Annotated in this window: 21 protein-coding genes and 1 tRNA gene; 14 read left to right on the forward strand and 8 right to left on the reverse strand. The window is 63.1% G+C overall.

The genetic code is table 11. The annotated features are described in order from the left end of the window. Positions 1-128 precede the first annotated feature (128 nt). A tRNA-Lys gene (locus ACIQUG_RS02850) sits at positions 129-204 on the reverse strand. A gap of 191 nt (positions 205-395) precedes the next feature. On the opposite strand from ACIQUG_RS02850, the gene ACIQUG_RS02855 reads away from it, so the two are divergent. Both ACIQUG_RS02855 and ACIQUG_RS02860 read left to right on the forward strand, forming a co-directional pair. Then, entirely contained in the window at positions 396-1,142 is a 747-nt protein-coding gene (locus ACIQUG_RS02855) for a cytochrome c biogenesis CcdA family protein (protein ID WP_402320530.1), read from the forward strand. Between the two features lie 116 nt (positions 1,143-1,258). Then, positions 1,259-2,221, forward strand: coding sequence for an AEC family transporter (locus tag ACIQUG_RS02860; RefSeq protein ID WP_402317174.1), 963 nt, complete (start codon positions 1,259-1,261; stop codon positions 2,219-2,221). Here the strand turns inward: ACIQUG_RS02860 and ACIQUG_RS02865 are convergent. Continuing rightward, a complete protein-coding gene (locus tag ACIQUG_RS02865; RefSeq protein ID WP_402317176.1) occupies positions 2,189-3,400 on the reverse strand; it encodes a UbiH/UbiF family hydroxylase in 1,212 nt (403 codons plus the stop codon). The two genes, ACIQUG_RS02860 and ACIQUG_RS02865, sit on opposite strands and share 33 nt — an antisense overlap. A 273-nt stretch (positions 3,401-3,673) precedes the next feature. On the opposite strand from ACIQUG_RS02865, the gene pcsA reads away from it, so the two are divergent. The 8 genes from pcsA (at position 3,674) to ACIQUG_RS02905 (ending at position 12,585) form a co-directional block, all read left to right on the forward strand. Beyond that, positions 3,674-4,399, forward strand: coding sequence for a phosphatidylcholine synthase (gene pcsA, locus ACIQUG_RS02870; RefSeq protein WP_034790952.1), 726 nt, complete (start codon positions 3,674-3,676; stop codon positions 4,397-4,399). A 9-nt stretch (positions 4,400-4,408) separates the two neighbouring features. Further along, the gene (locus tag ACIQUG_RS02875) at positions 4,409-5,380 is read left to right on the forward strand and encodes a quinone oxidoreductase (RefSeq protein WP_205238970.1); all 972 of its coding nucleotides are present in this window, start codon (positions 4,409-4,411) and stop codon (positions 5,378-5,380) included. A gap of 48 nt (positions 5,381-5,428) precedes the next feature. Next, positions 5,429-7,003 (forward strand): ABC transporter ATP-binding protein, encoded by a 1,575-nt coding sequence (locus tag ACIQUG_RS02880; protein WP_043620298.1) that lies wholly within the window; start codon positions 5,429-5,431, stop codon positions 7,001-7,003. Then, on the forward strand, positions 6,993-8,087 hold the full coding sequence (locus ACIQUG_RS02885; RefSeq protein ID WP_060517054.1) for an ABC transporter permease: 1,095 nt from the start codon (positions 6,993-6,995) through the stop codon (positions 8,085-8,087). Before ACIQUG_RS02880 ends, ACIQUG_RS02885 begins: the two co-directional genes overlap by 11 nt. Then, on the forward strand, positions 8,087-9,007 hold the full coding sequence (locus tag ACIQUG_RS02890; RefSeq protein ID WP_402317182.1) for an ABC transporter permease: 921 nt from the start codon (positions 8,087-8,089) through the stop codon (positions 9,005-9,007). Before ACIQUG_RS02885 ends, ACIQUG_RS02890 begins: the two co-directional genes overlap by 1 nt. 49 nt (positions 9,008-9,056) lie before the next feature. After that, positions 9,057-10,127: a BMP family ABC transporter substrate-binding protein gene (locus ACIQUG_RS02895; protein WP_043620503.1), complete on the forward strand. Its 1,071-nt coding sequence runs from the start codon at positions 9,057-9,059 to the stop codon at positions 10,125-10,127. A 219-nt stretch (positions 10,128-10,346) separates the two neighbouring features. After that, the gene (locus ACIQUG_RS02900) at positions 10,347-11,126 is read left to right on the forward strand and encodes a FadR/GntR family transcriptional regulator (protein WP_052201907.1); all 780 of its coding nucleotides are present in this window, start codon (positions 10,347-10,349) and stop codon (positions 11,124-11,126) included. A gap of 166 nt (positions 11,127-11,292) precedes the next feature. Then, on the forward strand, positions 11,293-12,585 hold the full coding sequence (locus ACIQUG_RS02905; protein WP_043620310.1) for a hemolysin family protein: 1,293 nt from the start codon (positions 11,293-11,295) through the stop codon (positions 12,583-12,585). A gap of 164 nt (positions 12,586-12,749) precedes the next feature. Here the strand turns inward: ACIQUG_RS02905 and glp are convergent, their stop codons facing one another. From glp to ACIQUG_RS02930, 5 genes are read right to left on the reverse strand one after another with little or no spacing between them, the layout of a single operon-like run. Further along, positions 12,750-13,961 (reverse strand): gephyrin-like molybdotransferase Glp, encoded by a 1,212-nt coding sequence (gene glp, locus ACIQUG_RS02910; protein WP_402317186.1) that lies wholly within the window; start codon positions 13,959-13,961, stop codon positions 12,750-12,752. A 4-nt stretch (positions 13,962-13,965) separates the two neighbouring features. Then, positions 13,966-14,454 (reverse strand): cyclic pyranopterin monophosphate synthase MoaC, encoded by a 489-nt coding sequence (gene moaC / locus ACIQUG_RS02915; RefSeq protein ID WP_192446098.1) that lies wholly within the window; start codon positions 14,452-14,454, stop codon positions 13,966-13,968. Beyond that, complete coding sequence (gene trpC / locus ACIQUG_RS02920) at positions 14,454-15,269, reverse strand: indole-3-glycerol phosphate synthase TrpC (RefSeq protein ID WP_402317190.1); 816 nt, start codon at positions 15,267-15,269, stop codon at positions 14,454-14,456. Before trpC ends, moaC begins: the two co-directional genes overlap by 1 nt. A 14-nt stretch (positions 15,270-15,283) precedes the next feature. Continuing rightward, the gene (trpD, locus tag ACIQUG_RS02925) at positions 15,284-16,297 is read right to left on the reverse strand and encodes an anthranilate phosphoribosyltransferase (protein ID WP_402317193.1); all 1,014 of its coding nucleotides are present in this window, start codon (positions 16,295-16,297) and stop codon (positions 15,284-15,286) included. 17 nt (positions 16,298-16,314) lie between these two features. Beyond that, positions 16,315-18,204 carry a SurA N-terminal domain-containing protein gene (locus ACIQUG_RS02930; RefSeq protein ID WP_402317196.1) on the reverse strand — a complete coding sequence of 630 codons (1,890 nt, stop codon included), beginning with the start codon at positions 18,202-18,204 and terminating at the stop codon, positions 16,315-16,317. A gap of 349 nt (positions 18,205-18,553) precedes the next feature. Between ACIQUG_RS02930 and ACIQUG_RS02935 the strand changes: the two genes are divergently transcribed. Further along, entirely contained in the window at positions 18,554-20,200 is a 1,647-nt protein-coding gene (locus ACIQUG_RS02935) for a Na/Pi cotransporter family protein (RefSeq protein ID WP_402317199.1), read from the forward strand. Positions 20,201-20,213: 13 nt separating this feature from the next. Here ACIQUG_RS02935 and ACIQUG_RS02940 read toward each other — a convergent pair whose 3' ends face one another. Further along, on the reverse strand, positions 20,214-21,974 hold the full coding sequence (locus tag ACIQUG_RS02940) for a hypothetical protein (RefSeq protein WP_402317203.1): 1,761 nt from the start codon (positions 21,972-21,974) through the stop codon (positions 20,214-20,216). Positions 21,975-22,217: 243 nt separating this feature from the next. Here ACIQUG_RS02940 and glmU point away from each other — a divergent pair, with 243 nt between their 5' ends. From glmU to ACIQUG_RS02955, 3 genes are all read left to right on the forward strand, one after another. After that, positions 22,218-23,588, forward strand: a complete 1,371-nt coding sequence (gene glmU, locus ACIQUG_RS02945; protein WP_402317206.1) for a bifunctional UDP-N-acetylglucosamine diphosphorylase/glucosamine-1-phosphate N-acetyltransferase GlmU — start codon at positions 22,218-22,220, stop codon at positions 23,586-23,588. Between the two features lie 242 nt (positions 23,589-23,830). Continuing rightward, positions 23,831-25,657 (forward strand): glutamine--fructose-6-phosphate transaminase (isomerizing), encoded by a 1,827-nt coding sequence (glmS, locus tag ACIQUG_RS02950; RefSeq protein WP_402317209.1) that lies wholly within the window; start codon positions 23,831-23,833, stop codon positions 25,655-25,657. After that, positions 25,657-26,154: a GNAT family N-acetyltransferase gene (locus tag ACIQUG_RS02955; protein ID WP_402320533.1), complete on the forward strand. Its 498-nt coding sequence runs from the start codon at positions 25,657-25,659 to the stop codon at positions 26,152-26,154. The genes glmS and ACIQUG_RS02955 overlap by 1 nt, the downstream gene beginning before the upstream one ends. Positions 26,155-26,159: the final 5 nt, after the last annotated feature.

The following is a 26,159-nucleotide window of genomic DNA, read 5'->3' on the forward strand; positions in this document are numbered from 1 at the left end:
GCACGGAATGCAACACGCGAAAGATGGGGCGCGGTGCGCACCGAAAGTTGGAGCCAATACGCGCACATGATGATGAAACTCAGCGTAAAAAAAACGCTGACAAATAACCAATTTCATTGGGGTTTTCGTGGTGAGCGCGCAGGGATTCGAACCCTGGACCTACTGATTAAAAGTCAGTTGCTCTACCGGCTGAGCTACGCGCTCCCTGGCCGCGGCGGTGAAGCCCGGCGGAAGTGGGCGGACATATGCACGCGTGTTTCCCCCCGGTCAACCGAAAAATTGCGGGTTTTGTGAAGAAACGGTGCATGGCGCAATGATCGCCAAAAGGTGATTGGTATCATCATGATCCTGCGGCTAAGGAATGGCCCAAATGCCGCGTGCCGGAGTTCTTGCCGTTGTCGATCGCCGATATTTCCATCTGGACCGCCGTCCTTGCCGGCGCCCTTTCGTTCCTTTCTCCCTGCGTTCTGCCGCTCGTACCGCCCTATCTCTGCTATATGGCCGGCGTCTCGGTCGATCAGTTCCGCAGCGGCGACGCGGCGACCATCGGCAGCACGAGACGCGCTGTCTTGCCGGCAGCACTGTTGTTCACGCTCGGTTTTGCCACTGTCTTCGTGGCGCTCGGGGCGGGGGCCTCGTCGATCGGCATGGTGCTTCGACAGCACATGGACCTGCTGTCGCGCATCGGCGGCGTGATCATCATCATCATGGGCCTGCATTTCCTTGGCGTGTTCAAGATCGGGCTGCTCGCGCGCGAAGCCCGTTTCCAGGGCGGCGGCAAGCCGGCGACGCTCTCGGGCGCCTACATCATGGGGCTGGCCTTTGCCTTCGGCTGGACGCCCTGCATCGGCCCGGTCCTTGGCACGATCCTTGGCGTCGCTGCCGCACGTGACACCGTTTCCGACGGTGCGCTGCTGCTGGCGATCTATTCGCTGGGCCTCGCCGTGCCTTTCTGGATCGCTGCTGCGTTTTCCGGCTCCTTCATGCGCTTCCTCTTCCGCTTCCGACGCCATCTCGGCCTGGTCGAGAAGCTCATGGGCGGCCTCCTGGTGCTGGCAGGCCTTGCTTTTCTCTTCGGCTTCATCAGTTCCGTCGCCATCTGGTTCCAGACGACCTTCCCGATCCTGATGAAAATCGGTTAGGGCATACCCTCGTATTTTAGAATCACTTTTCGGCCGGACCGGCCTAATCGTCAGGGCGCTTGATGCGCTAGGCGTGCGGGCGTTGGCGCGGGAAGGTGAAGGATGCGGGGGACAAGATGACGGAAATCGCGGGCCTGGTGCTGCCGTTCTTCGGCCTGATCTTCCTCGGTTATCTGACGGCGCGCTTTGTCCACCATCCGGGCGAGGCGATGGGTTGGCTGAACACCTTCATCATCTACCTCGCCCTGCCGGCGCTGTTCTTCAAGCTCGTCTCGCGCACGCCGATCGAACAGCTGGCGCGCGCCGACTTCATCCTCACCACCGTCGGGGCGACCTACACCGTCTTCTCGCTGATTTTTCTCATCGGCGTTTATGTCAGGCGCAACTCCATAGCCGAGGCGACGATCCAGGGCTTTGGCGCTGCCTATGGCAATATCGGCTATATGGGGCCCGGCCTTGCGCTTCTCGCCTTGGGCGATGCCGCCGCTGTGCCGGTGGCGCTGATCTTCAGCTTCGAGAATGCCGCGCATTTCGCGGTCGCACCGGCGATGATGGCGATATCAGGCGGCCGGCAGGAAAAGCCGCTGGTGCTTGCAGCCAGCGTTGCACGCAAGATCATCCTGCACCCGTTTATTCTCGCCACACTTGCCGGCGTGGTTGCAGCCTTCTTCGCGGTACAGCCGCCGGTGCCGGTGCAAAGATTGATCGACTATCTCGCGCAGTGTGCGGCACCCTGCGCGCTCTTTGCTATGGGGGTGACGCTGGCGCTGCGCCCGATCAAGCGCATTCCCGTCGAGATCGGCTACATCGTCCCGGCCAAGCTGCTCTTGCACCCGCTGGTCATGTTCACGGCGATGAGCCTGACGGGGAATTATGATCCGATCTGGGTGCAGACGGCCGTATTGCTCGCAGCCCTTCCGACGGCGACGAACGTCTTCGTCATCGGCCATCAATATGGCGTGTGGCAGGAGCGGGCCTCCGCGACGATCCTCATCACCACGACGCTTTCGGTCGCGACCGTCACCGGCCTGCTTTACCTGATCCGCTCAGGCGCTCTTCCGCCCGATCTTTTCCCGTAAGCCTTCCTTGAAGGCATTGAGCGCGCTGCCGGGGTGGACGCCTTCGCGCATCAGGAGGCTGCGCAGGGGCCCGACGGCGGAAAGCACATGCAGTCCGAGCGCGCGAAGCGCCTGCACCGGCAGGAAGCCGGAAAGTAGCGAGCGGTTGAGGAGATCCACGCTCGCCGTACGGCTGATGATATCCGGCCGGCGGCGGCTGTCGAAGCGGTCACCGATATCGCCGGCAAGCGGCTCGCCGCCGGATGCACCGATGATATCGACGAGCGTCATCACATCGCGAAGGCTGAGATTGAGCCCTTGCGCGCCGATCGGCGGGAAGGCGTGCGCTGCTTCGCCAAGAAGCACGACGCGGCCCTTGCCGAAGCGCTGGGCGGTCATGCCCGAAAGCGGGAAGGATTGCGGCGCGCCTTCGACCGTTGCCTTGCCGAGGATCGACTGCATCCGGTCTTCAACGGCGCGAGAGAGTGCCCCAAGGTCGAGCGTCAGCGTTTGCGCCGCATCTTCGGGCTTGCGCACCCAGACCAGGCTGGAGCGGTTGCCCGGCAGGGGCACTTGCGTGAAGGGGCCGCTTTCGGTGTGGAACTCGGTCGAGATGTTCTGGTGCGGCAGCTCGTGCGCAAAGTTCAAGACGACCGCCGTCTGCGGATAGGACCAGGTGCTGACGGAGATCTTCGCCGCTTCGCGCACCGGCGACCGACGGCCATCGGCGCCGACGAGCAGATGCGCGCTGCATTGGCTGCCGTTTGCAAGCTCGATCGTTGCGACCGTGTCCGAAAGTTCAAAGCCGATCGCCGACGTGGTGATGCGGGTCAGCGTCGGGATCTCTTCGGCGCGGTGGCGGAGAATATCGATGAAAGGGGCATTCGGAATATTGTAGCCGAAGGCGTCGAGCCCGACTTCGGAAGCGCGGAAATTGACTGGCGGCGCGCGCAACAAACGGTTGGTGCCGTCGAGGATGCGCATGGTCGAAAGCGGCGCGGTCAGCGGCTCGACCTTTTCCCAAAGATTGAGCGTCTTCAGATATTCGATCGATTGGTCCATCAGCGCCGTCGTGCGTCCGTCGGCAACCGCCGGCTCCGGTCCGATCAAGGCCACGCGGTAGCCAGCATCCGCAAGCGCGATGGCCGCGAGCGATCCGGCAAGGCCCGCACCGATAATGGCGATGTCGAAGTGGTCCATGATGCAAAAGCCCTTTCGCGCAAGCTGTGAGGCGTCTTGGCCCAGCCTCGATCATACCTCTAGTCGTCGGCGCATGCGAAATAAATGGGTAGAATCAGCGCAGAAGCAATTTGCAGGTGTCCACAGGACAATGGGGCGAGGGGAGGCTGTAATACTTGAATTTTAGTGGCGATGCGTTGCAAAGGGTGCATATTACGGGCAACGCGCCGCACAGCGGTCGAGGCGGGTCAAGGCCCGCACGGGGAAAACAGCAGGGGTGGGCGGCGTCCGCAGATGAAGTTCTTTAACTACAGACGAGTTCCCTACGCCGAGATTCGCGCCTTCTCCGTGCATATCTTGACCGCATCGGGATCGTTTCTCGCCTTCCTGGGTGTCGTGGCTGCGGCCGAGCACCGTTTCGTTGACATGTTCTGGTGGCTGGGGCTGGCGCTGCTGGTTGATGGCATCGACGGGCCGATCGCCCGCAAGGTGCGTGTCAAGGAAGTGCTGCCCAACTGGTCGGGCGACACGCTCGACAACGTCATCGACTACGTGACCTATGTGCTGCTGCCGGCCTTTGCGCTCTACCAGAGCGGCATGATCGGCGAGCCCTGGTCGTTCGTCGCGGCCGGCGCGATCGTGGTATCGAGCGCGATCTACTATGCCGACATGGGCATGAAGACGGACGAATACTTCTTCTCCGGCTTCCCCGTCGTCTGGAACATGGTCGTCTTCACGCTGTTCGTCATCCAGGCGAGCGAGTTGACGGCGTCGATCGTCGTCTTCGTGTCGGTGGTCCTGACCTTCCTGCCGATCAACTTCCTTCATCCGGTCCGCGTCCAGCGCCTGCGACCGCTGAACCTCGGCATCTTCCTTCTGTGGTCGGCGCTCGGCATCTATGCGCTGCTCCTGCATTTTGCGACGCCGGCATGGGTTGTCACCGGTTTCGTTGTCACAGGCATCTATCTCTACGTGATTGGCTTCGTGCTGCAGATTTTCCCAAGTCTCGGCCGGAAATAGGAGCAGGCAATGGCACAGGCGATTGTGGTACGCGAACTCGGAGGACCGGAGGTCCTGAAGCTCGAAGGCGTGACACTCTCGCCGCCCGGGCCGGGGGAGGTGCAGATCCGGCAGGTGGCCGTCGGGCTGAATTTCATCGACGTCTACTTCCGCACCGGCCTCTACAAGTCGGCTTTGCCCTTCGTGCCGGGCAAGGAAGGCGCCGGTATCGTCACTGCGGTTGGCGACGGCGTCAGCCTGTTCTCCGTCGGTGACCGCGTCGCCTATGCCTCGGCCGATGGCGCCTATGCGAGCGAACGCAATGTCGATGCCGCGCAATTGGTGAAGGTGCCTGACGGCATCAGCCTCGAGACCGCGGCTGCGATGATGCTGAAAGGCATGACGGCGCAATATCTGCTCAACCAGACCTATCAGGTCGGACCGGGCACGACGATCCTCTTCCATGCGGCAGCCGGCGGCGTCGGGCTGATTGCCGGCCAGTGGGCGAAGGCGCTTGGCGCGACGGTCATTGGTACCGCGGGCTCGCAGGACAAGATCGATCTGGCGCTGGCGCATGGCTACGACCACGTGATCAACTACCGCACCGACAATTTCGTGGCCCGGGTCAAGGAATTGACCGACGGCCGCGGCGTTGATGTCGTCTACGATTCCGTCGGGCGCGACACCTATCCGGCGTCGCTGGATTGCATCAAGCCGCGCGGCCTCTGGGTCAGCTTCGGCAATTCGTCCGGTCCGGTGGACGCTTTCAGCATCGGCATCCTGGCTCAAAAGGGCTCGCTTTTTGCGACGCGTCCGACACTCTTTGGTTACGTTGCCACGCGGCCTGCGCTGGAAGCGTGTGCAAATTCCCTGTTTGATATTGTGCAAAGCAACAAAGTGCGTATCAATATAAATCAGACTTATCCGCTCGCCGATGCGGGGCGAGCGCATACGGATCTCGAGACAAGAAAAACAAGTGGAACAACACTGCTGATTCCGTGATCGAAGCCTTAAGGCGGACGCGGATCAACAGAGGGGAAAGAGGGCAGCGTGCCTGTTGAGGGAGTAGCGGCGAACGGTCATCTATTGGCTGTGAGCAACCTGACGAAATTGTTTGGCAGCTTCGCGGCCTGCAATGGGATCAATCTGCAGATTGAACCGGGCGAAATCCACGCCCTTCTCGGCGAAAACGGCGCCGGAAAATCGACCCTGGTCAAGATGCTGTTCGGCGTATTGGCTCCGACGGCCGGCGAGATCCTCTGGCAGGGCCAGAGCGTGCGCATTGCCAACCCCGCGGCTGCGCGCAAGCTCGGCATCGGCATGGTTTTTCAGCACTTTTCGCTGTTCGAGGCGCTGACGGTCGCAGAGAATATCGCGCTTTCCATGGATGCGAACATCTCGCTGGCGAGGGTGGCGGAAGAGGCGTCGCGCCTGTCGCATGCCTATGGCCTGCCGCTCGACCCGAAGGCGCATGTGGCGGATCTCTCGGTCGGCGAGCGCCAGCGCATCGAGATCGTGCGCGCGCTCCTGCAGAACCCGCGCCTCATCATCCTCGACGAACCGACCTCGGTGCTGACGCCGCAGGAAGCCGATCGCCTGTTCGAAACACTCTACAAGCTGAAGGCCGAAGGCCGCTCGGTTCTCTATATCAGCCACCGGCTTGAAGAGGTGCAGCGCATCTGCGACCGCGCAACGGTGCTGCGCCACGGCAAGGTGACCGGCGCCTGCGATCCGAAGACGGAGACCCCATCGTCGCTGGCGCGCATGATGGTGGGCGGCGACGTCGCGGCCGTGACGGCCGAAGGCACCAGCGCCAAGGGCCAGGTGCAGCTGGAAGCGCGGCACTTGAGCGTGCCGGCGCGCACGCCCTTTGCCGTTTCGCTGAAGAACATCTGTCTCAAGGTGCATGCCGGCGAGGTGCTGGCGATCGCCGGTGTTGCCGGCAACGGCCAGGGCGAACTCTTCGACGCACTCTCGGGCGAATATCCGGTTGCCGACGACAATGCGGTGCAGATCCGCCAGAAGCCGGTCGGCAACCGTAACATCAACGCCCGCCGCCTGATGGGCGCGGGCTTCGTTCCCGAGGAGCGCCATGGCCACGCCGCGGTATCGGCGCTGCCGCTCTCGGACAATCTCGTGCTTGCCCGCAGTCGCTCGGACGCAAAGGCGTTCCTCGGCGGCGGCTTCCTCAAGATCATCCGTCGCGATGCGGTGACGAGCGCCACGAAACGCATCTCCGAGGCGATGGACGTGCGCAAGAGTGGCGAGGACCCGCCGGCCGGCTCGCTTTCGGGCGGAAACCTGCAGAAGTTCATCGTCGGGCGTGAGCTCGACCGCCAGCCGAGCGTGCTCGTCGTCAACCAGCCCACCTGGGGCGTCGATGCGGGTGCTGCCAGCCGCATCCGCCAGGCGCTCGTCGATCTAGCCAAGTCCGGATCTGCCGTGCTCGTCATCAGCCAGGATCTCGATGAGATCTTCGAAGTAGCGACGGAGATCGCCGTCATCAGCGACGGAAAGCTCTCCGATCCCTATCCGGCCAAGGAGCTTTCGCGTGAAAAGATCGGCCTGCTGATGGGCGGCATGTACGGCAAAACGGAAGGCACGGAGGCCGCACATGCGCATTGAACTGGAAAAGCGCGCCAAGGTCTCGACGCTGTTTTCGATCCTCTCGCCGTTCATCGCCTTCCTGCTGACGATCGTCTTCGGCGGTATCATGTTTGCGCTGCTCGGCAAGAACCCGGTCATGGCGCTCTACAGCTTCTTCGTCGAGCCGCTGAGCGAGGTCTGGTCGCTGCACGAACTGGCGATCAAGGCCGCCCCGCTGATCCTGATTGCCGTCGGGCTGTCGGTCTGCTTCCGTTCCAACAACTGGAACATCGGCGCCGAGGGCCAGTTCATCATGGGCGCGATTGCCGGCTCGATCCTGCCAGTGGTGTTTTACGACTGGCAGTCGCCGCTGGTGCTGCCGCTGATGATGCTGATGGGCATGCTTGGTGGTGCGCTGTTTGCCGCCATCCCCGCCTTCCTCAAGGCGCATATGAACACCAACGAGATCCTGACGAGCCTGATGCTGGTCTATGTCGCCCAGCTCTTTCTCGACTGGCTGGTGCGTGGACCTTGGCGCAATCCGGGCGGCATGAACTTTCCGGAGACGCGCACCTTTGCCGTCGATGCGATCCTGCCGGAAATGCTTGCCTCCGGCCGTACCCACTGGGGCTTCGCCTTCGCCATCATTGCAGCGATCCTCGTCTGGTTCATGATGCGCTACACGCTGAAGGGCTTCGAAATTTCCGTGCTTGGCCAATCGGAGCGGGCAGGGCGCTTTGCCGGGTTCTCCTCGCGCAAGATGATCTGGTTCTCGATGCTGCTTTCGGGCGCCTTTGCCGGCCTGGCCGGCATTTCCGAGGTAAGCGGCGCGATCCAGCAGTTGCGCCCGGTCATTTCGCCCGGCTACGGCTTTACCGCCATCATCGTTGCGTTCCTTGGCCGCCTCAATCCGCTCGGCATCGTCGCCGCCGGCCTGGTGCTGGCGCTCACCTATCTCGGTGGGGAGGCGGCGCAGCTGTCGATCGGCGTGTCCGAAAAAGTCACGCGCGTTTTCCAGGGTCTCCTGCTCTTCTTCGTGCTCTCCTGCGATACGCTTATCCACTACCGCATCAAGCTGGTCTTCGACCGGTTGACCGCGACTAACAGCGAAGGGAGCCGCTGATGGGTATCGTCGAAGCGATCCTTTTGAGCGTCATCACGGCCGCAACGCCCCTGGTGTTGGCCGCAATCGGTGAACTGGTGACCGAACGGTCCGGCGTGCTGAACCTCGGCGTCGAGGGCATGATGATCATGGGGGCGGTCTCCGCCTTCGCAATCACCCAGATCACCGGTTCAGCCTATCTGGGCATGCTTGCGGGCATCGCCTGCGGCGCGCTGTTCTCGCAGCTCTTTGCCTTCCTTACGCTGAGCCTGGTGGCAAACCAGGTGGCGACGGGCCTGGCCTTGACCCTGCTCGGCATCGGCGTCTCCGGCATGATGGGCGAGAGTTTCCTCGGCATGCAGGGCGTCAAGCTCCAGCCGATCGCGATACCGCTTCTCGCCGATATCCCCTACATCGGGCCGCTGCTTTTCCGGCAGGACATCATCTTCTATCTTTCGATCGCGATCGTCGCAGGCGTGCACTGGTTCCTGTTCAAGAGCCGCGCTGGCCTTAAGCTGCGTGCGGTCGGCGACAGCCACGCCTCAGCACACGCGCTCGGCGTCAACGTCATTCGCACCCGCTATCTCGCAGTGATGTTCGGCGGCGCCTGCGCCGGCCTTGCCGGCGCGCAACTGTCGCTCGTCTACACGCCGCAATGGGTGGAGAACATGTCGGCCGGTCGCGGCTGGATCGCGTTGGCGCTGGTGGTCTTTTCGTCCTGGCGTCCGTGGCGACTGGTGGCCGGAGGTTATCTCTTCGGCGCGGTTTCGATCAGCCAGTTGCACGCGCAGGCCTTTGGTCTGGGCATTCCCTCGCAGCTCCTTTCGTCGCTGCCCTATGTCGCGACGATCGTGGTCCTCATTCTCATTTCGCATAACCGGCGCATGACCCTGATCAACACGCCGGCATCGCTCGGCAAACCGTTTGTGCCGGACCGGTGATCGTAAGCATTTCATACTGACGTTTCTCAAACCGACAGAGGTCAAGAAAATGAAAAAACTACTGCTCGTTCTCGCAAGCTCCGCGGCCGCGCTCGGCTTTGCCACCGGCGCAAGCGCCCAGGAAAAGGCCAAGGTCTGCTTCGTCTATGTCGGTGCAAAGACCGACGGCGGCTGGACCCAGGCGCACGACATCGGCCGCCAGGAGCTCGAAAAGGCGCTCGGCGACAAGATCGAGACGCAGTATCTGGAAAGCGTGCCGGAAGGTCCGGATGCCGAGCGCGCGATTGAGCGTCTCGCACGCTCGGGCTGCGGCCTGATCTTCACGACGTCCTTCGGCTTCATGGATGCGACGATCAAGATCGCGCAGAAGTTCCCGGACGTGAAGTTCGAGCACGCGACCGGCTACAAGACTGCGCCGAACGTCGCGACCTACAACAGCCGCTTCTATGAAGGCCGCTACATCCAGGGCGTGATCGCTGCCAAGATGTCGCAGAAGGGCGTCGCCGGCTACATCGCTTCCTTCCCGATCCCGGAAGTGGTGATGGGCATCAACTCCTTCGTCATCGGCGCGCGCTCGGTCAACCCGGACTTCAAGATCAAGGTCGTATGGGCCAACACCTGGTTCGACCCAGGCAAGGAAGCCGATGCTGCCAAGGCATTGGTCGACCAGGGCGTTGATATCTTGACGCAGCACACTGATACGACGGCTCCGATGCAGGTTGCCGCCGAGCGTGGCATCAAGGCCTTCGGTCAGGCGTCCGACATGATCAAGGCCGGCCCGGAAACGCAGCTGACGGCGATCGTCGATACCTGGGGCGCCTACTACATCAAGCGCACCCAGGCCTTCCTCGACGGCAAGTGGGAAACGACCTCGAGCTGGGACGGCCTGAAGGACGGCATTCTGACGATGGCGCCCTACACCAACATGCCTGACGACGTGAAGAAGCTCGCCGAGGACACCCAAGCCAAGATCGAGTCGGGCGAGCTGAAGCCCTTCACCGGCCCGCTGAAGAAGCAGGACGGTAGCGAGTGGCTGGCAGCCGGCGCATCGTCGGACGACGGCACGCTGCTCGGCATGAACTTCTACGTCGAAGGTGTCGACGACCAGCTGCCGAAGTAAGCAAGCGCCTACGCAGCAGAATGCAAACCCCGCCATTTCGGCGGGGTTTGTCGTTTCGAGATCGCGCAAGGGTTGCTTGTCCGTTCGGCGGTGCGCGGTTTACGGTTTTGCGCCCGCCCTAGGGCTTTCCGGAATCGACCGTTCAAACTACATTCATTTGCACAGGTTTAGGGCTGACCTCCGTGCTTCGCACGAAGGCGTTGTGGCGCAGTGCGCCGTATGAAGTCAGGCAGGGGAGTGCCTGGAGGAGATGGATTGAACAGGAGTGTGCTGGAAACCGTTGTGTCCGGCTCGCGCAAGCGAACCAGCCACGCACATGTTGTCGATCAACTCGGCAAGGCTATCATATCCGGCGAATTTCCTGTCGGCTCCATTCTTCCGGGTGACCCGGAACTCGCGGCCCGTTTCAAGGTGTCGCGAACCGTTCTGCGCGAAGCGATGAAGACGCTTGCCGCCAAGGGGCTCGTCGTGCCGCGGGCGCGAATCGGCACCCGCGTGACGCCGCGCAACGACTGGAACCTGTTCGACAACGATATCCTGACCTGGCATTTCGAGTGCGGTGTCGACGAAGAGTTCCTCTACCATCTCAGCGAAGTGCGCCTGGCCTTCGAGCCGCATGCCGCCGCGCTCGCGGCGCGAAATGCGTCCGAAGCCGAAATCAGCCGCATGATGCGGCTCGCGGTTGCGATGGGCGAGGAGGGCCATAGCGCCGAGAGCCTCGCCGGCGCTGACCTGAAATTCCACCTTGCTGTCGCCGAGGCCTCCGGCAACCCATTCATGCGCACGGTCGGCGGGCTGATCGAGGCGGCGCTGGTCGGCGTCTTCAAGTTGAGCTCCCCGGTCGCCGAAAAGGGCGGCATAGACGAAGTTGCCCGCAACCATATCCGGATCGTCGAAGAGATCGGCAGGCGTGACGAGCTCGGCGCGCGCCTTGCGATGGAAAACGTGATCAAGATCGGACGCGAGCGCGTTCGCAGCGCCCTGCACAGCCGTAGTTGATGCTGCCACCGGTCGAGATTGTTCAACAAAACAGCGCTCGACCCTTCCAATGTTCAGAAGATTGCAGCGATTTCATTGCTTGTGCTTGCTCGGATCGCGCGCTGGCCTTATTTGGTGAGGGCTCGCTCCTTGCTGAGCGACTTTCGTCAACGGTGACCTGGAGACCATGTCCGAGTTTTTTGTCATTTTCGTCCTGCTTTTGATCAATGCATTTTTTGCTCTCTCGGAAATGGCAATCGTCTCGGCAAGCAAGCCCATGCTTCGCCAGATGGCAAAACAGGGAAATGCCCGCGCCGAGGTGGCGCTGCGCCTTGCTGAAGACCCCGGCAAGTTTCTTTCCACGGTTCAGGTCGGCATCACGCTCGTCGGCACCTTGGCCGGCGCCTACGGCGGCGCGACCATCGCTGCGAAATTTGCGCCGCTGCTCGATGAGATCGCCTGGATCAATCCTTACGGCAACACGGTCGCCCTCGTGCTCGTCGTTACCCTCATCACCTTCCTGTCGGTGGTTATCGGCGAACTTATTCCAAAGCAGTTGGCGCTGAAGAATTCCGAGGCGCTGGCGATGTTCGTCGCGCGCCCGATGCATCTGTTGTCGCGGATCGCTGCGCCGGTCGTCTATCTCTTCGAGACGGCGGCGTCGCTCGCCATGCGTCTTCTCGGCATCCGTCCTGACGATCCGGATCATGTGACGGAAGAGGAAGTCCACGCGATCATGGCCGAAGGCGTCGAAAGCGGCGCCATCGAAAAGTCGGAGCACGAGATGCTTCGGCGAATCATCCGCCTCGGCGACCGCAACGTGAAGTCGATCATGACCCACCGCACCGAGGTGAGCTTCATCGACGTCAACGACAGCCTCGAAACGGTGGGGCGCAAGATCGATCAGTTCGGCCATTCCCGCTACCCGGTGGTTGACGGTCCAAGCGGCGACGTTCTCGGCGCGGTTCTGGCAAAGGAAATTCTAAACGCTCCGACCTCCGGGCCGTTCGATGTCCGCAGGTACATCAAGGAAATCCACACATTGCCGGAGACGGCGTCGTGCCTGAAGGCACTGGAAGCCTTCAAGTCGTCGAGCATCAACATGGCAATGATCGTCGACGAGTACGGAAGCACCGAAGGCATCATCACTATCGCCGATATTCTCGAAGCGATCGTTGGCGTCTTGCCGTCGAACTACGACGACATCGAGCACGCGCTGATCCGCCAGCGCGAAGACGGAAGCTACCTTGTCGACGGCCGCACGCCGATCGACGAAATCCATCTGACGATCGGTATCGAAGGCATCGACGCCGATGGCAACTTCGAGACGATTGCCGGCTTCCTCGTCCAGCAACTGCGCAAGACGCCGGAAGAGGGCGACGTCGCGATTGCCCATGGCTACCGCTTCGAAGTGGTCGACATGGACGCGCGCCGTATCGACAAGATCCTGGTCAGCCGCTCGGACGAGACGGTCAATTGATTCGCACCCCGGCCTGATGCTGTAAAAGCAGTGATAGCGCCAAGCGCTGACATGGTGCTCTATGACGAAGCCACGATCTCATCGTCGAGATCGAACGGAAACAAAGGCCGGGTTCTACCCGGCCTTTTGCTTTTGCGCGCCCAGGTGGCTCGCGCTTGGTTTGTTCAGCGAAGCTTGAGGATGTCGCAGGACGTACCAGCGGGCGCCTCGGCCGCGTGCGGCGGTCGTACGATCAGGCAATCGGACTGTGCGAAAACCTTCATCATCGACGAGTCCTGCCGCGAGAAGGGATGGGCGAGCAATGCGCCGTCGCTGTCCCTTGTAAGGCGCGCGCGCACATAGTCCTGCCTGACATCGTTGCCCGGAAGCGGGCTTGCAAGCCGCGCGGTCGTCAATCGGTCGCGCGATGGCAAGCGGGCGAGCTTACGGATCAGCGGCTCGAGGAAGAGCAGGGCACAGACGAGGCTGGAGACCGGATTGCCCGGCAGGCCGAGCACCGTGGCCTTTCCGAGCTGTCCCACCATGAGCGGCTTTCCCGGCCGCATGGCGATGCGCCAGAAGTCGAGTGTCATGCCGCAGGCAATCAGTGTCGACTGCACTAGGTCATGGTCGCCGACCGAAGCGCCGCCGAGCGTGACGATCACGTCGACATCGGCGTCCTGCGCGCGGCCGATCTCCGCACTGATCGCGTCCCGATCGTCGCGGACGATGCCGAGATCGATGATCTCAGCGCCGTTATCGCGGGCAATCGCCGCGACTCCGAAGCTGTTGGAGGCGATGATCTGATCGTCGCCCGGCTTGCTGCCCGGAGCCACGAGCTCGTCGCCCGTCGCCAGGATGGCGATCCGCGGGCGTTTGAAGACCGGCAGGCTCGCATGGTTCATCCCGGCAGCGAGCGTCAGGCGCCCGGCATCGAGCACGTCGCCCGCCGAAAGTCCCGCTTCGCCGGCGATAAAGTCCTGGCCTGCGGTTCGGATGTGTCGCCCCTTGCCGGGCACGAATGTGGTGCGGATCCGGTTGCCCGGCAACCGCTCGGTATCTTCCTGGATGATCACCGTATCGGCGCCCGATGGCACTGGCGCGCCGGTGAAGATGCGCACGGCTTCGCCCGCTTTCATCTCGCCCTTGAAGCCGTGGCCTGCCGCCGATTGGCCGATCACGGTCAGTTCGGAGCCGATGGTCTCGATGTCACGGTGGCGCACGGCGTAGCCGTCCATCGCCGAATTGTCGAAGGCCGGGTGGGTGACGCGCGCCGGAATATCTTGAGACAGCACGCGGGCAAGCCCGTCATGAAGGCCGACGAGTTCTGTCAATTGCGGTGGCGTGGCGCCGTGGAGGATTCGCTCGAGCGCGTCTTCGACGGACAGCAACGCCATGGCCTCAGTTCCCCTCGCGTCGGTAGTCGCCGGATCGTCCGCCGGACTTGCTGACCAGCTGGATGCCGCCGATTTCCATCTCGCGATCCGCGGCTTTCGCCATGTCGTAGATGGTGAGGCAGGCGACGCTGACAGCCGTCAGCGCTTCCATTTCGACGCCGGTGCGCCCCGTCAGCTTGGCAAGCGCCTCGACCCGAAGGCCGGGAAGCGTCGGATCCGGCGTGATGTCGACGGTGACCTTGGTCAGCATCAGCGGGTGGCAGAGTGGAATGAGGTTGGCGGTCTGCTTGGCGGCCATGATGCCGGCAAGCCGCGCCGTACCGATGACATCGCCCTTCTTGGCGTCGCCTTCGAGAATGAGCGTCAGCGTTTCCGCCTTCATCCGCACATGGCCCTCGGCGACGGCGATGCGTACCGTCTCGGTCTTGTCGCCGACATCCACCATGTTCGCTTCGCCGCTGCCACCGATATGCGTGAGCGTCGGCTTGCTCATCACTCGGCCGCCAGCGTGGTCGCAGCGCCCGTCAGAAGTGCGCGTGTTGCTGATTCGACGTCACTCTTGCGCATCAGGCTCTCTCCGACGAGGAAGGTCGTGATGCCGCTCTTTTCCAGCCGCTGGCAATCCGCATGCGTGAAGATGCCGCTTTCGCCGACGAGCAGACGGTCGGCAGGCACCATGCCCGCAAGCTGCTCGGAAACAGCGAGATCGACCTCGAAGGTCCTGAGGTTGCGGTTGTTGATGCCGACGAGCGGCGAGGCGAGCTTCAGCGCCCGTTCCATCTCCTCGGCATCATGCACTTCGATCAGCACGTCCATGCCGAGTTCGAAGGATGCTTCTTCAAGGCGGCGGGCGTCGTCGTCGCTCAGCGAAGCCATGATCAGGAGGATGCAATCGGCGCCCCAGGCGCGTGCCTCGAACACCTGGTAGGTGTCGAACATGAAGTCCTTGCGCAGCGCCGGCAGGGCGCAGGCGGCGCGCGCCGCTTCGAGAAAGGCAGGCGCGCCCTGAAAGCTCGGAGCGTCCGTCAGCACCGACAGGCAGGCCGCGCCACCGGCCTCATAGGCCTTGGCGAGTGCCGGCGGATCGAAATCAGGACGGATCAACCCCTTCGACGGGCTTGCCTTCTTGATTTCGGCGATCAGCCCAAACGTGCCGGCGGCCTTGCGTGCGGCGAGCGCCGCATGGAAGCCGCGCGGGGCGGACTGGTCAGCGATGCGTGCCTTGAGCTCGTCGAGCGCGACGTGCGACTTGGCGGCCGCGATCTCGTCGCGCTTGTAGGCTTCGATCTTGCGCAGGATATCCGTCATGTGCCGATCCTTCCTCAGGCCGCGTTCGAAACGCTGATCAGGCGCTGCAGCGCGGTCTTCGCGCCGCCGCTTGAAAGCGACTGGCGCGCGAGCACCATGCCTTCGGTGAGGTCCTTTGCCCGTCCGGCTATCATCAGCGATGCGGCCGCATTGGCAAGGGAAATGTCCCGATAGGGGTTCTCGGCACCGTCGAGCACCGCCTGGAGCGCGACCGCATTGTGCGCACCGTCGCCTCCCTTGAGCGCATCGATCGTCACCGTCTGAAGCCCGAAATCCGCCGGCGTCAGCGTGAAGGTCGAAATCTTGCCGTCCTTGAGTTCGGCGACCTCGGTCGTGCCTGTCGTGGTGATCTCGTCGAGGCCGTCTCCGTGAACGACCCAGACATTGTCCGAGCCGAGATCGCGCAGCACTTCGGCGAGCGGCTGCACCCACTGCGGCGCGTAGACGCCGACGAGCTGGCGCTTGACGCCTGCGGGGTTGGACAGCGGGCCGAGCAGGTTGAAGATCGTGCGCGTCCCAAGCTCCACCCGCGTCGGGCCGACATGGCGCATGGCGGAATGGTGCTGCTGGGCGAACATGAAGCCGACACCGGCTTCGCGAATGCATTTCGAGATCGCTTCCGGACCGATGTCGAGCTTGACGCCGAGGCAGGAAAGCGCGTCGGCCGTGCCCGACTTCGAGCTCAGCGCGCGGTTGCCGTGCTTGGCGACCGGCACGCCCGCGCCGGCGACGATCAGCGATGCAAGCGTCGAGATGTTGTAGGTGCCGGCGCCGTCGCCGCCGGTGCCAACGATATCGACCGCGTCCGCGGGCGCTTCGACCGGCAACATGCGGGCGCGCATCGCGCCCACCGCGCCGACGATTTCATCGACGGTTTCGCCGCGCACCCGCAATGCCATCAGGAAGCCGCCGATCTGCGACGGCGTTGCGGCACCCGACATGATGATTTCGAAGGCGGCACGTGCGTCTTCGCGGTTCAGCGCCTCGCGGGCGGCGACCTTGGCGACGAATGGCTTCAGATCACTCATCGATGGTTTCCTTGGGCCTATCGTTGCGCAATGGCGGTTTCAGCGAGCGTCTGGTTGATCGAAACGCCGTAAGCGGCCTGCAGCGTGGCGACCATCTGGTCCAGGATGTCCTCGCCGCTGACGCGGGCGAGGGCCTCGATCTGGCGGCTGTCGTCCTGCAGCACGTCTGCCGGACCGGCGGTGTCGACCGAGGTGACCTGCAGAAGGATCTGACCTTCGCCGCCGATGCCGGGAGCATTGGTGACAAAGCCGTTCGCGCCGGAGAAGGCGGCGGCGACGGCAGCCGGGCTGAGAGCGACGTCCGCGGTTGCGCGCGTCAAGCCTGCCTTGGTTTCGACGACGAGGCCGAGTTCGGTCGCGACGTCGGCGAGCTTTGCGCCCTGTTCGACGCGCTGCTTCAGTTCTCCGGCCTTCTTGGCCAGGGCTGCGCGCTGTTGCTCGGCCATCCAGTCGGCGCCGATTTCGTCGCGGGCTTCGTCCATCGTGCGATCGCGCGCCGGGATAACTTCGTCGAGGTCGAACCAGACGTAACCTTCGCGGCCGACATTCACCGGCAGGGTTTCGGCGCCGACGTCGGCCTTGAAGACTTCCTGGAGAAGAGCTGCCTGTTCCGGCAGGCCGACGACGTCATCGCCGTTCTTGTCCTTGCCGGTCGCGTCCACCGCATCGACGGTTACGAACTTCAGCTTGAGCTGGTCGGCGACTTCCTTGATCGGCGCGCCGGAAGCGCGCTCGTCTTCGATCTTGTCATGCAGGCGCATGACTTCCTCGCCCGCCGTGGACAGGGCGATGTCCTTGCGCAGTTCTTCCTTCACTTCGTCGAGGCTGCGGACGGTTTCCGGGCGGATGTTCGTCACGCGCAAGATGACGGGACCGAAGGCGCCGTCAACAACCGGAGTCACGCCGTCGGCCTGCAGCGCGAAAGCGGCTTCGCCGATCTTGGCGTCAGGAACGCGATCCTTGGTGAATTCGCCGAGAAGTACGTCGGCGGAGGACTTGCCTTCGGCCTTCACGAGATCGTCGAAGCTGGTGCCGGCAGCAAGCTTTGCCGACGCCGCGTCTGCGGCTTCACGTGAGGTGAAGGAGAGCTGTTCGATGGTCCGCGCGGCAGCGCTGCGAAAGCTTTCCTTGCGGCGTTCGTATTCGGCGCGGATCTCGTCGTCGGTCACAACGGTCGGATCGGCGACGTCGGTCGGCTCGAGCTTCACGTAAGTGATCTTGCGATATTCCGGCGCACGGTAGTTCGCCTTGCGGCTGTCGTACCAGGGAGAAAGCACGTCGTCACCGGGCACCTTGACGGGATCGATGTTGGCATTCGAGAGCAGCAGGTAATCGATCGTGCGCTTCTCGTGGCGGTAGGCGCCGATTGCGTCGGTGAGAACCTTCGGAGCGACATAGCCATCCGACAGCGCATCGACGATCTGCGAGCGGATCGCGGTCTGGCTCTGGCTGTTGATGTAATCCTGTTCGCGCAGGCCCGCATTGCGCAGCACGCTCGTGAACGTCATTCGGTCGAACTGGCCATTGACGCTGTGGAATGCCGGATCGTCGGCGATGAGCTTTGCGAGCCGATCCTGCGAGAGGCCGAGATTCATGTCGCTGGCGAGCTGGTCGAGAGCGGCGCCGGCGACGATCTGCGAATAGACCCGCTGTTCGATGCCGAAAGCGCGCGCCTGTTGCGGCGTCAGCCGCGTGCCGAGCTGGCGGGAGGCTTGTGCCAGCATGGTCTCGTAGGCGAGCCGGAACTCCGGGGGTTTGACCTTGACGTCACCGACGACGACCACCGCGTCCGACTGGTTGGTCATCGTCAGCGAGGAGCCGCCCCACACCATGAACGACAGAACGAGAACGATTAGCAGGCCTTTGACGACCCAGGTCTGGGCGGCGCTTCTCAGAAATTCGAGCATGGGGGCAGAAACCTCGTTGCAATGCGGTGGCCATCGGCCAAACGAAATCGTTCCTTAAAACAAACGAAACAGGAAATGAAGGGTTGTTTGCCGCAAATTGCGCGCGCTCACGGGATCGTTGATCCCGGTGGTGCACCTGTTTTTCCGGTACCTGCCGCGACACGATCACGGCAAGCGAAGAACCTGCGAAACGCGTGCGCCTTACGGGCCGGCGCGAACGATGAAGTTGATGTCGGATTCATTAGCCGGCAACCGAAAAATATCTGTCACATTGGCTCGAACATGCCGCTGTTCTGTGGTTCTGTTGCAGGGGCGGAGCGATTCTTTCGAGCTTCCGCGGGAAGATTCCATGCAGTCGACAATCGTGATGGTAAACCTGTTTGGAGCAGTGGCGCTGCTTCTCTTCGGCCTGTCCCTGGTCAAGGACGGGGTGACCCGTGCCTTCGGGGCGCGGTTGCGCGCCGGCCTCGCTCAGGGAACCGACGGCTCTCTCCGTTCCTTCGTGACCGGACTTGTCGCAACGCTTGCGCTGCAAAGTTCCACGGCGACGGCACTGATGACGGCATCCTTCGTGGAAAAGGGGCTTATCCGTTCGCGCATGGCGCAGATCGTCCTGCTCGGCGCCAATCTCGGCACCGCCATGACCGCCTGGATCGTGGCGACCGGCATCGAGTGGCTGTCGCCGCTCGTCATTCTCATCGGCGTGGTCTTGCACCGCGCCAGCCGGTCGAACGCCCGCCAGGGCCTGGGTGCTGCCTTCGTCGGCATCGGCCTCATGCTTCTGTCGCTGCATCTGTTGGGCGCGGCGACGGAGCCGATGCGCGACAGCCCGGCCCTTGGGGCGTTCCTGTCGATGCTCGACAGTGCCTGGCCTGTGGCGCTGCTCATTTCCGCGGGACTTGCCTTTGCGTCGTCGTCGAGCCTCGCTGTGGTGATGCTGGTGCTGTCGCTCTCGACGACAGGCATCCTCAGCGTCGGGCTGACCGTGGCCCTTGTGCTTGGCGCCAACCTTGGTGGCGCCGTTCCGCCTGTCATGGCGACGCTCGGTTCCGCGCCGTCGGCGCGCCGCGTCACCATCGCCAACCTCGTCGTTCGCGCCATTGGCTGCCTGATCGCGCTGCCGCTGACAGGCATGAGCGTGGAGTTTCTGCAGAGCCTGCCGCTGCCGCGCCAGAACCTGCCGGTCGACATTCATCTGGCCTTCAACCTTGCGGTCGCCATTCTTGCCTGGCCCTTCGCCGGATTGCTGTCGCAGCTGATGGCGCGGTTCATTCCGGACGGAGAGGCTGAGGAGACCGGCCCGCGCTATCTCGACGAGGCCACGCTGAATACGCCTGTCATGGCGCTTTCGGGCGCCACTCGCGAGGTCTTGCGCGTCGGAGACCTGGTCGAGGCGATGTTGATGCGCGCCGCGAACGCCTTCAACAACAACGACCTCTCGGACATCCGCGATATCGGCAAGTTCGAAAAACAGGTCGATCAGCTGCAGCAGGAGGTGAAGATCTTCCTGTCGCGATTGGGCCGCGATGGCCTCAGCGCCGACGACGGCCGCCGCTCGATCGTCATCATCGACTACGCCATCAATCTCGAACACATGGGCGACATCATCGAGAAGGGGCTGTGCGAGCAGATCACCAAGAAGGTCAGCAACGGCCTGAAGTTCTCGGAGGAGGGCTATCAGGAGCTGAAGAGCCTCTTCAATCTGACGATCGACAATCTGCGTGTCGCGCAGACCATATTCGTCACCCGCAACGCCGATCTCGCCAAGCAGCTCATCGAGGTGAAGGTCAACGTGCGCCACATGGAAAAACGCTCCGCCGAGCGCCATATCGAGCGGCTACGCGACGGTCTGGTCCAGAGCCTGCAGACGAGTTCGCTGCATCTCGACATGCTCAGGGATCTGAAGCGCGTCAACGCGCATATCGCTTCCGTCGCCTATCCGATCCTTGAGGAAAACGGGCTGCTCAGCGAGAGCCGCTTGCGGCCGGGCGCTTAGTCATCGGCGTCCGTCAGCCGCCGGCGTTGGCCGCAGGCTTCAGGCCGTTGCGGACAAAGGCGTCGTAGCAGCGTGTCAGCGTGATCCGGCTGTGTCCCGGCTCGAGGCTCGGCAGATAGAGCGACAGCAGCGTCTGGTTGACGTTGGTCACCGGGCAGGTCGGTACCAGCGCGATGTCGACAGCAGCGATGGCGGCGCGAACATCTTCGTCCGGCGGCGGAATGGCGCGGAAGGGATCTGCGCCGATCGCGACATGCCGGGGCGCCCTGCGGTTCATCAGCCACGGAAAGGGATTGGTGAAGTCGACGTTGAAGATCGACTCGAAGCGCACGCGGTTTGATGCTTCGTAGGCCCTGAGCGCGTCGATCGCGCCGTCGACATTCATCAGCCATCCCGCCTGAAAATCGAAATCGCTATAGAGCAGGAACGACGGCAACTCGCCGGCCTTGGCGAAGGCGTGGAAAGCGGAGCGCTCGGTCGCATAGATGGTGCGCAGGCGCTCGGCGCGCAGTGCGAGGATGGGGCGCACATTGACGGCGCCCATGGTTTTGAGGTTACGGCTTTCCAGCGGCACGTTGTTGACGGCCCCGATCCAGGCGCGGGCGCTCTTTTGCGCGACGGCCGTGACCGGCGGCAAGGCTGCCGCCAGGGCGAGAATGGCGACGGCGATTACGGCGGGCCTTGTTTTGGCGGTCGCGACCTCGTCGATCGCGAGCTTGAGGAGCAGCGGCAACAGGAAGATGAACGCCTGGCTGCCGGTGTTCTGACTCTCAAAGACGATGCCGGCAACAACGAAGGCCGCCAGCCAGAAAAACGGCTGGTCGAACGTCCTGCCGATCGCCGTCATTGACGGGCTTTTTCCAAATTGGCGCAGCGACTGGGTGAAGGACGTAAGGTGGCTTCCGAAAAGCACCAGGCAAAGCAGTCCGGCCGGGATCAACAGTCCGGCATTGAGCGAGGCGGCCTGCAGCAGGCGCGGCAGCAAGCTGCCGTCATTGACGGAAAGCAGCGCCAGGATATCCGAGAGATAGGCGGAGACGCCGCCGAAGGCGACTTCGACGATGGCGAGGACGGCAATGACCACAAGTCCGGCTGCAATAGCCGAGCGGAACGGCAGGCGTCCTGCAGCAAAGGCCATGAGACACATGAGCGTGCCGGCAACCGCGCCGGTGATCTTGACGAAGAAGAGTGCCGCCATGGCGCCGGCGACCGTTGCGACGAGCAGCCGGCGATCGCGCACATGGACGAGTGCGGCTGCAAGCGCATAGAGAAGCTGGCAGACCTGGCGGTTGTAGATGCCGAAGCCGTCGGAGCCAGGGTAGGGATAGAAGTCGCCGGTGTTGAACGGCAGCACCGAAAACGCCAGGAACGGCAGCAGGATCGCATAGGCAAGTGCCGTCGAACGCTTCTGGACATCGGCAACCACCAGCGCGATCAGCGGTCCCGTGGCGAGAAGCAGGCACCAGCTTGCCAGTAGTAGCGGCTGGCCGTTCGGAAAGATGCCCTGCAGGCCGGTGAAGAGATAGTAGCCGAGGGCGCCGACGGGGGTGAAGAAATCGACTGACGGTATCTGGCCGTCGCGGATGCGGTTGGCAGCATCGAGATAGAGATAGTGGTCCCAGAACATCGGGCCGATTGGCTGCGGGATCGTGAAGCTCAGCAGAACCGCGAGTACGCCAAGCACAAGGGCCAGCAGCAGAAGCGGAGATCGAGCGAGAAGAACAACCGCGCCGGTAGGCTTTGCCGGTGTGTCGATGTCAGTGCGGCTGTGCATTGCGGTTTGATCCCCCGAAGGAGCGATGCACCCGCACGGTTTTGCTGACACAGGCTCCGCGCCTTCTTATGCCATCATCCGGTTTTAAGCCGGTTAATGCGACGTGATTGTGAGAATTATGCTTCTCGCAATATGTTGCTGCTAGCACCGCGCCGAATCGAACGGCGATTTTGTACTTGAGCCGATTCCAATCTAAGGAATTGTGCAGAGGGCGTGAGCCTGGAAGAGACCAAGGAGAGATATATGGAACGGACGTGCCTGGCCATCGTTTTGGCTGCGGGTGAAAGCACGCGGATGAAATCGTCCATGTCGAAGGTGCTGCATCCGGTGGCCGGCCGGCCGATGATCGCCCACGTCGTTGAGGCGCTCGCAAATGCTTCCATCTCCGATATCGCTCTCGTCGTCGGCCGCGACGCCGACGCAGTCTCGGCCGCCGCCGACATCGGTGGCGTGTCGGTTTCCTCCTATCTGCAGAAGGAACGGCTCGGCACCGGTCACGCGGTGCTTGCGGCCCGCGATGCCATCGCAAAGGGTTTCGACGACATTCTCGTCGTCTTCGGCGATACACCGCTGATCAAGCCGGAGCCGCTTCGAGCCGCCCGCGAGAGGCTGGCGGCCGGCAATGAGGTCGTGGTGATCGGCTTCGAGGCGGCAGACCCGTCGGGCTACGGCCGCCTGATCGTCAAGGACGGTGCGCTGCTCGCCATTCGCGAGCACAAGGACGCAACGGAAGAAGAGCGCCGCATCACCTATTGCAACGGCGGCCTGATGGCGATCGACGGCCGCAAGGCGCTCGATCTTCTCGGCCGCATCGGCAACGCCAACGTCAAAGGCGAGTACTACCTGACCGACCTCGTCGAGATCGTTCGCGAGATCGGCGGGCAGGCGATTGCCGTCGAGGCCCCCGAAGAGGAGCTGACCGGCTGCAACACGCGCGCCGAACTCGCCTTCATCGAGCGTCTGTGGCAGCAGCGTCGTCGTCACGAGCTGATGCTATCGGGCGTATCGATGATCGCGCCGGAAACCGTGTTTCTCGCCTGGGATACCGTGCTGGAGCAGGATGTCCTGGTCGAGCCGAATGTCGTCTTCGGCCCGGGCGTGCGCGTCGAAAGCGGCGCGATCATTCACGCCTTTTCGCATGTCGAGGGTGCGACGGTGCGGGCCGGTGCGACGGTCGGCCCTTATGCACGTCTGCGCCCGGGTGCCGATCTCGGTGAAAAGTCCAAGGTCGGCAATTTCTGCGAGGTCAAGAAGGCGGAGATCGGCGCCGGCGCCAAGGTCAATCACCTGACCTATATCGGCGATGCCTTCGTCGGCGCGGGCACCAACATTGGCGCTGGCACGATCACCTGCAACTATGATGGCGTGAACAAGCACGAGACGCGGATCGGCGAAAATGCCTTCATCGGCTCGAACTCGTCGCTGGTTGCGCCGGTGGCGATCGGTGACGGCGCGCTGGTTGCTTCCGGCAGTGTGATCACCGAAGACGTGCCGGCCGACGCCGTCGCCTTCGGCCGCGCGCGCCAGGAAATCAAGCCCGGCCGGGCAAGGCTGCTGCGTGAGCGCTACCAGGCGGTGAAGGCGGCCAAGAAGGCGGCGAAGGCTGGCAGCTAGGCCTATGATGCCCGCGCGCTGACGCGTGCGGGCGCCGAGCACTTCGGATTGTCGCACGCCCCTTGGATCGGGTTGGATTCGCGGGAACGTGCGGCGGCGTTAAACATTGAAATCGAAAGTGAAATCGGGGCGGATTGCCTCGATCCGCAAATGCTTTACCAAGGCAGCGCGCCGGGCGGCATTTTTCGCCCTCGTTGAACAGGGGCGCCGATCACGGCGCGGGGACGAATTCGGAGACGACTATGTGCGGTATTGTAGGCATCGTTGGCAACCAGCCGGTATCGGAACGACTGGTCGATGCGCTGAAGCGCTTGGAGTACCGCGGCTATGATTCCGCCGGTGTCGCCACCGTCGTTGGCGGCAAGCTGGAGCGCCGGCGCGCCGAAGGCAAGCTCGTCAATCTGGAGATCAGGCTGCGCGAAGAGCCGCTTGCCGGCACGATCGGCATTGCCCACACCCGCTGGGCAACCCATGGCGCGCCGACCGAGCGCAACGCGCATCCGCATTTCACCGACGGCGTCGCCGTCGTGCACAACGGCATTATCGAAAACTTTGCCGCGCTGAAGGACGAACTGATCGCCGGCGGCGCAAAGTTCGAGACGGACACCGACACCGAGGTCGTGGCGCATTTGCTCTCCAAGTTCCGGCGCGACGGACTTGGCCGGCGCGAGGCCATGCACGCGATGCTGAAGCGCGTCACCGGCGCCTATGCGCTGGCGGTGCTGTTCCAGGACGATCCGTCGACGATCATGGCGGCGCGCAACGGCCCGCCGCTTGCGATCGGTCACGGCCGCGGCGAGATGTTCCTCGGCTCCGACGCGATTGCGCTTGCGCCCTTCACCAACGAGATCACCTATCTGATCGATGGCGACTGGGCGGTGATCGGTGCGAACGGCGTGCATATCTTCGATCTCGATGGCAACGTCGTCGACCGGCCGAAGCAGCTGTCGACAGCGGCCGCCTACATGATCGACAAGGGCAACCACCGGCACTTCATGGAGAAGGAGATCTATGAGCAGCCGGAGGTGATCGCGCACGCGCTCAGCCACTACATCGACTTTGCCGGCAACCGCATCAAGGCGCTGCCGGGCACGATCGATTTTGCCAAGGTTCCGAGCCTTGCGATTTCCGCCTGCGGCACTGCCTATCTCGCCGGTCTCGTCGGCAAGTACTGGTTTGAGCGTTACGCCCGCTTGCCGGTGGAAATCGACGTTGCGTCCGAGTTCCGCTACCGTGAGATCCCGCTGCCTTCTGATGCGGCCGCGCTGTTCATCTCGCAATCCGGCGAAACCGCCGATACGCTGGCGTCGCTGCGCTACTGCAAGGAGCTCGGCCTGAAGATCGGCGCCGTGGTCAACACGCGTGAATCGACCATCGCCCGTGAATCCGACGCGGTCTTCCCGATCCTTGCCGGCCCGGAAATCGGCGTTGCCTCGACCAAGGCCTTCACCTGCCAGCTCGCCGTGCTGGCTTCGCTCGCGATCGGCGCCGGTCGCGCCCGCGGCACGGTGAGTGCCGAGGAAGAGCAGGTCCTGGTTCGCTACCTCGCCGAAATGCCGCGCATCATGGGCCAGGTGCTGAACGCCGTTCAGCCGAAGATCGAGCTTCTGTCGCGCGAGCTGTCGAAGTGCCGCGATGTGCTCTACCTCGGCCGCGGCACCAGCTTCCCGCTGGCGATGGAGGGCGCGCTCAAGCTCAAGGAGATCTCCTATATCCATGCGGAAGGTTATGCCGCCGGCGAACTGAAGCATGGACCGATCGCGCTGATCGACGAGAACATGCCGGTCATCGTCATCGCCCCGCACGACCGCTTCTACGAGAAGACCGTCTCCAACATGCAGGAAGTGGCGGCCCGCGGCGGGCGGATCATTCTCATCACCGATGAGAAGGGTGCTGCCGCTTCCAAGCTCGAGACCATGGCAACGATCGTGCTGCCTGATGTCGACGAAGTCATCGCACCGATGATCTTCTCGCTGCCGATCCAACTGCTTGCCTATCATACGGCGGTGTTCATGGGCACCGACGTCGACCAGCCCCGCAACCTCGCCAAATCGGTGACCGTCGAATGATCTATGTCCGGCATGAGCGCCCGGGAGATGAGAAGGCGATCCGCGACGTCACCGCGGCCGCCTTTGAGGGGCATCCGCACAGCGACCAGAGCGAGCCCCTCATCATCGAGCGGCTGCGCGAGGCCGGCGCGCTGACCGTTTCGCTGGTCGCCGAGATGAATGAGGAAATCGTCGGGCACATCGCCTTTTCGCCGGTAACGCTCGACCCGGCGGAAAGCGGCTGGTTCGGGCTCGGTCCGGTCTCGGTCACGCCGGACGTTCAGGCCCAGGGCATCGGCAGGCAACTGATCCTCGAGGGCCTCGAATGGCTGCGGGCGGAAGGCGCCTCGGGCTGCGTCGTCGTCGGCGATCCGGCCCTCTATCAAAAGTTCGGCTTCCGCAACGAATCGGCTCTTGTATTCCCCGGTTGTGCGCCGCAATATTTCATGGCGCTGGCTCTTTCCGGCGCGATGGCGGCCGGCACGGTCGCCTATCATCCGGCCTTCGGCGTCGAGTGAGGTTG

Source organism: Ensifer sp. NPDC090286 (assembly GCF_044769565.1).
Lineage (GTDB): Bacteria > Pseudomonadota > Alphaproteobacteria > Rhizobiales > Rhizobiaceae > Ensifer.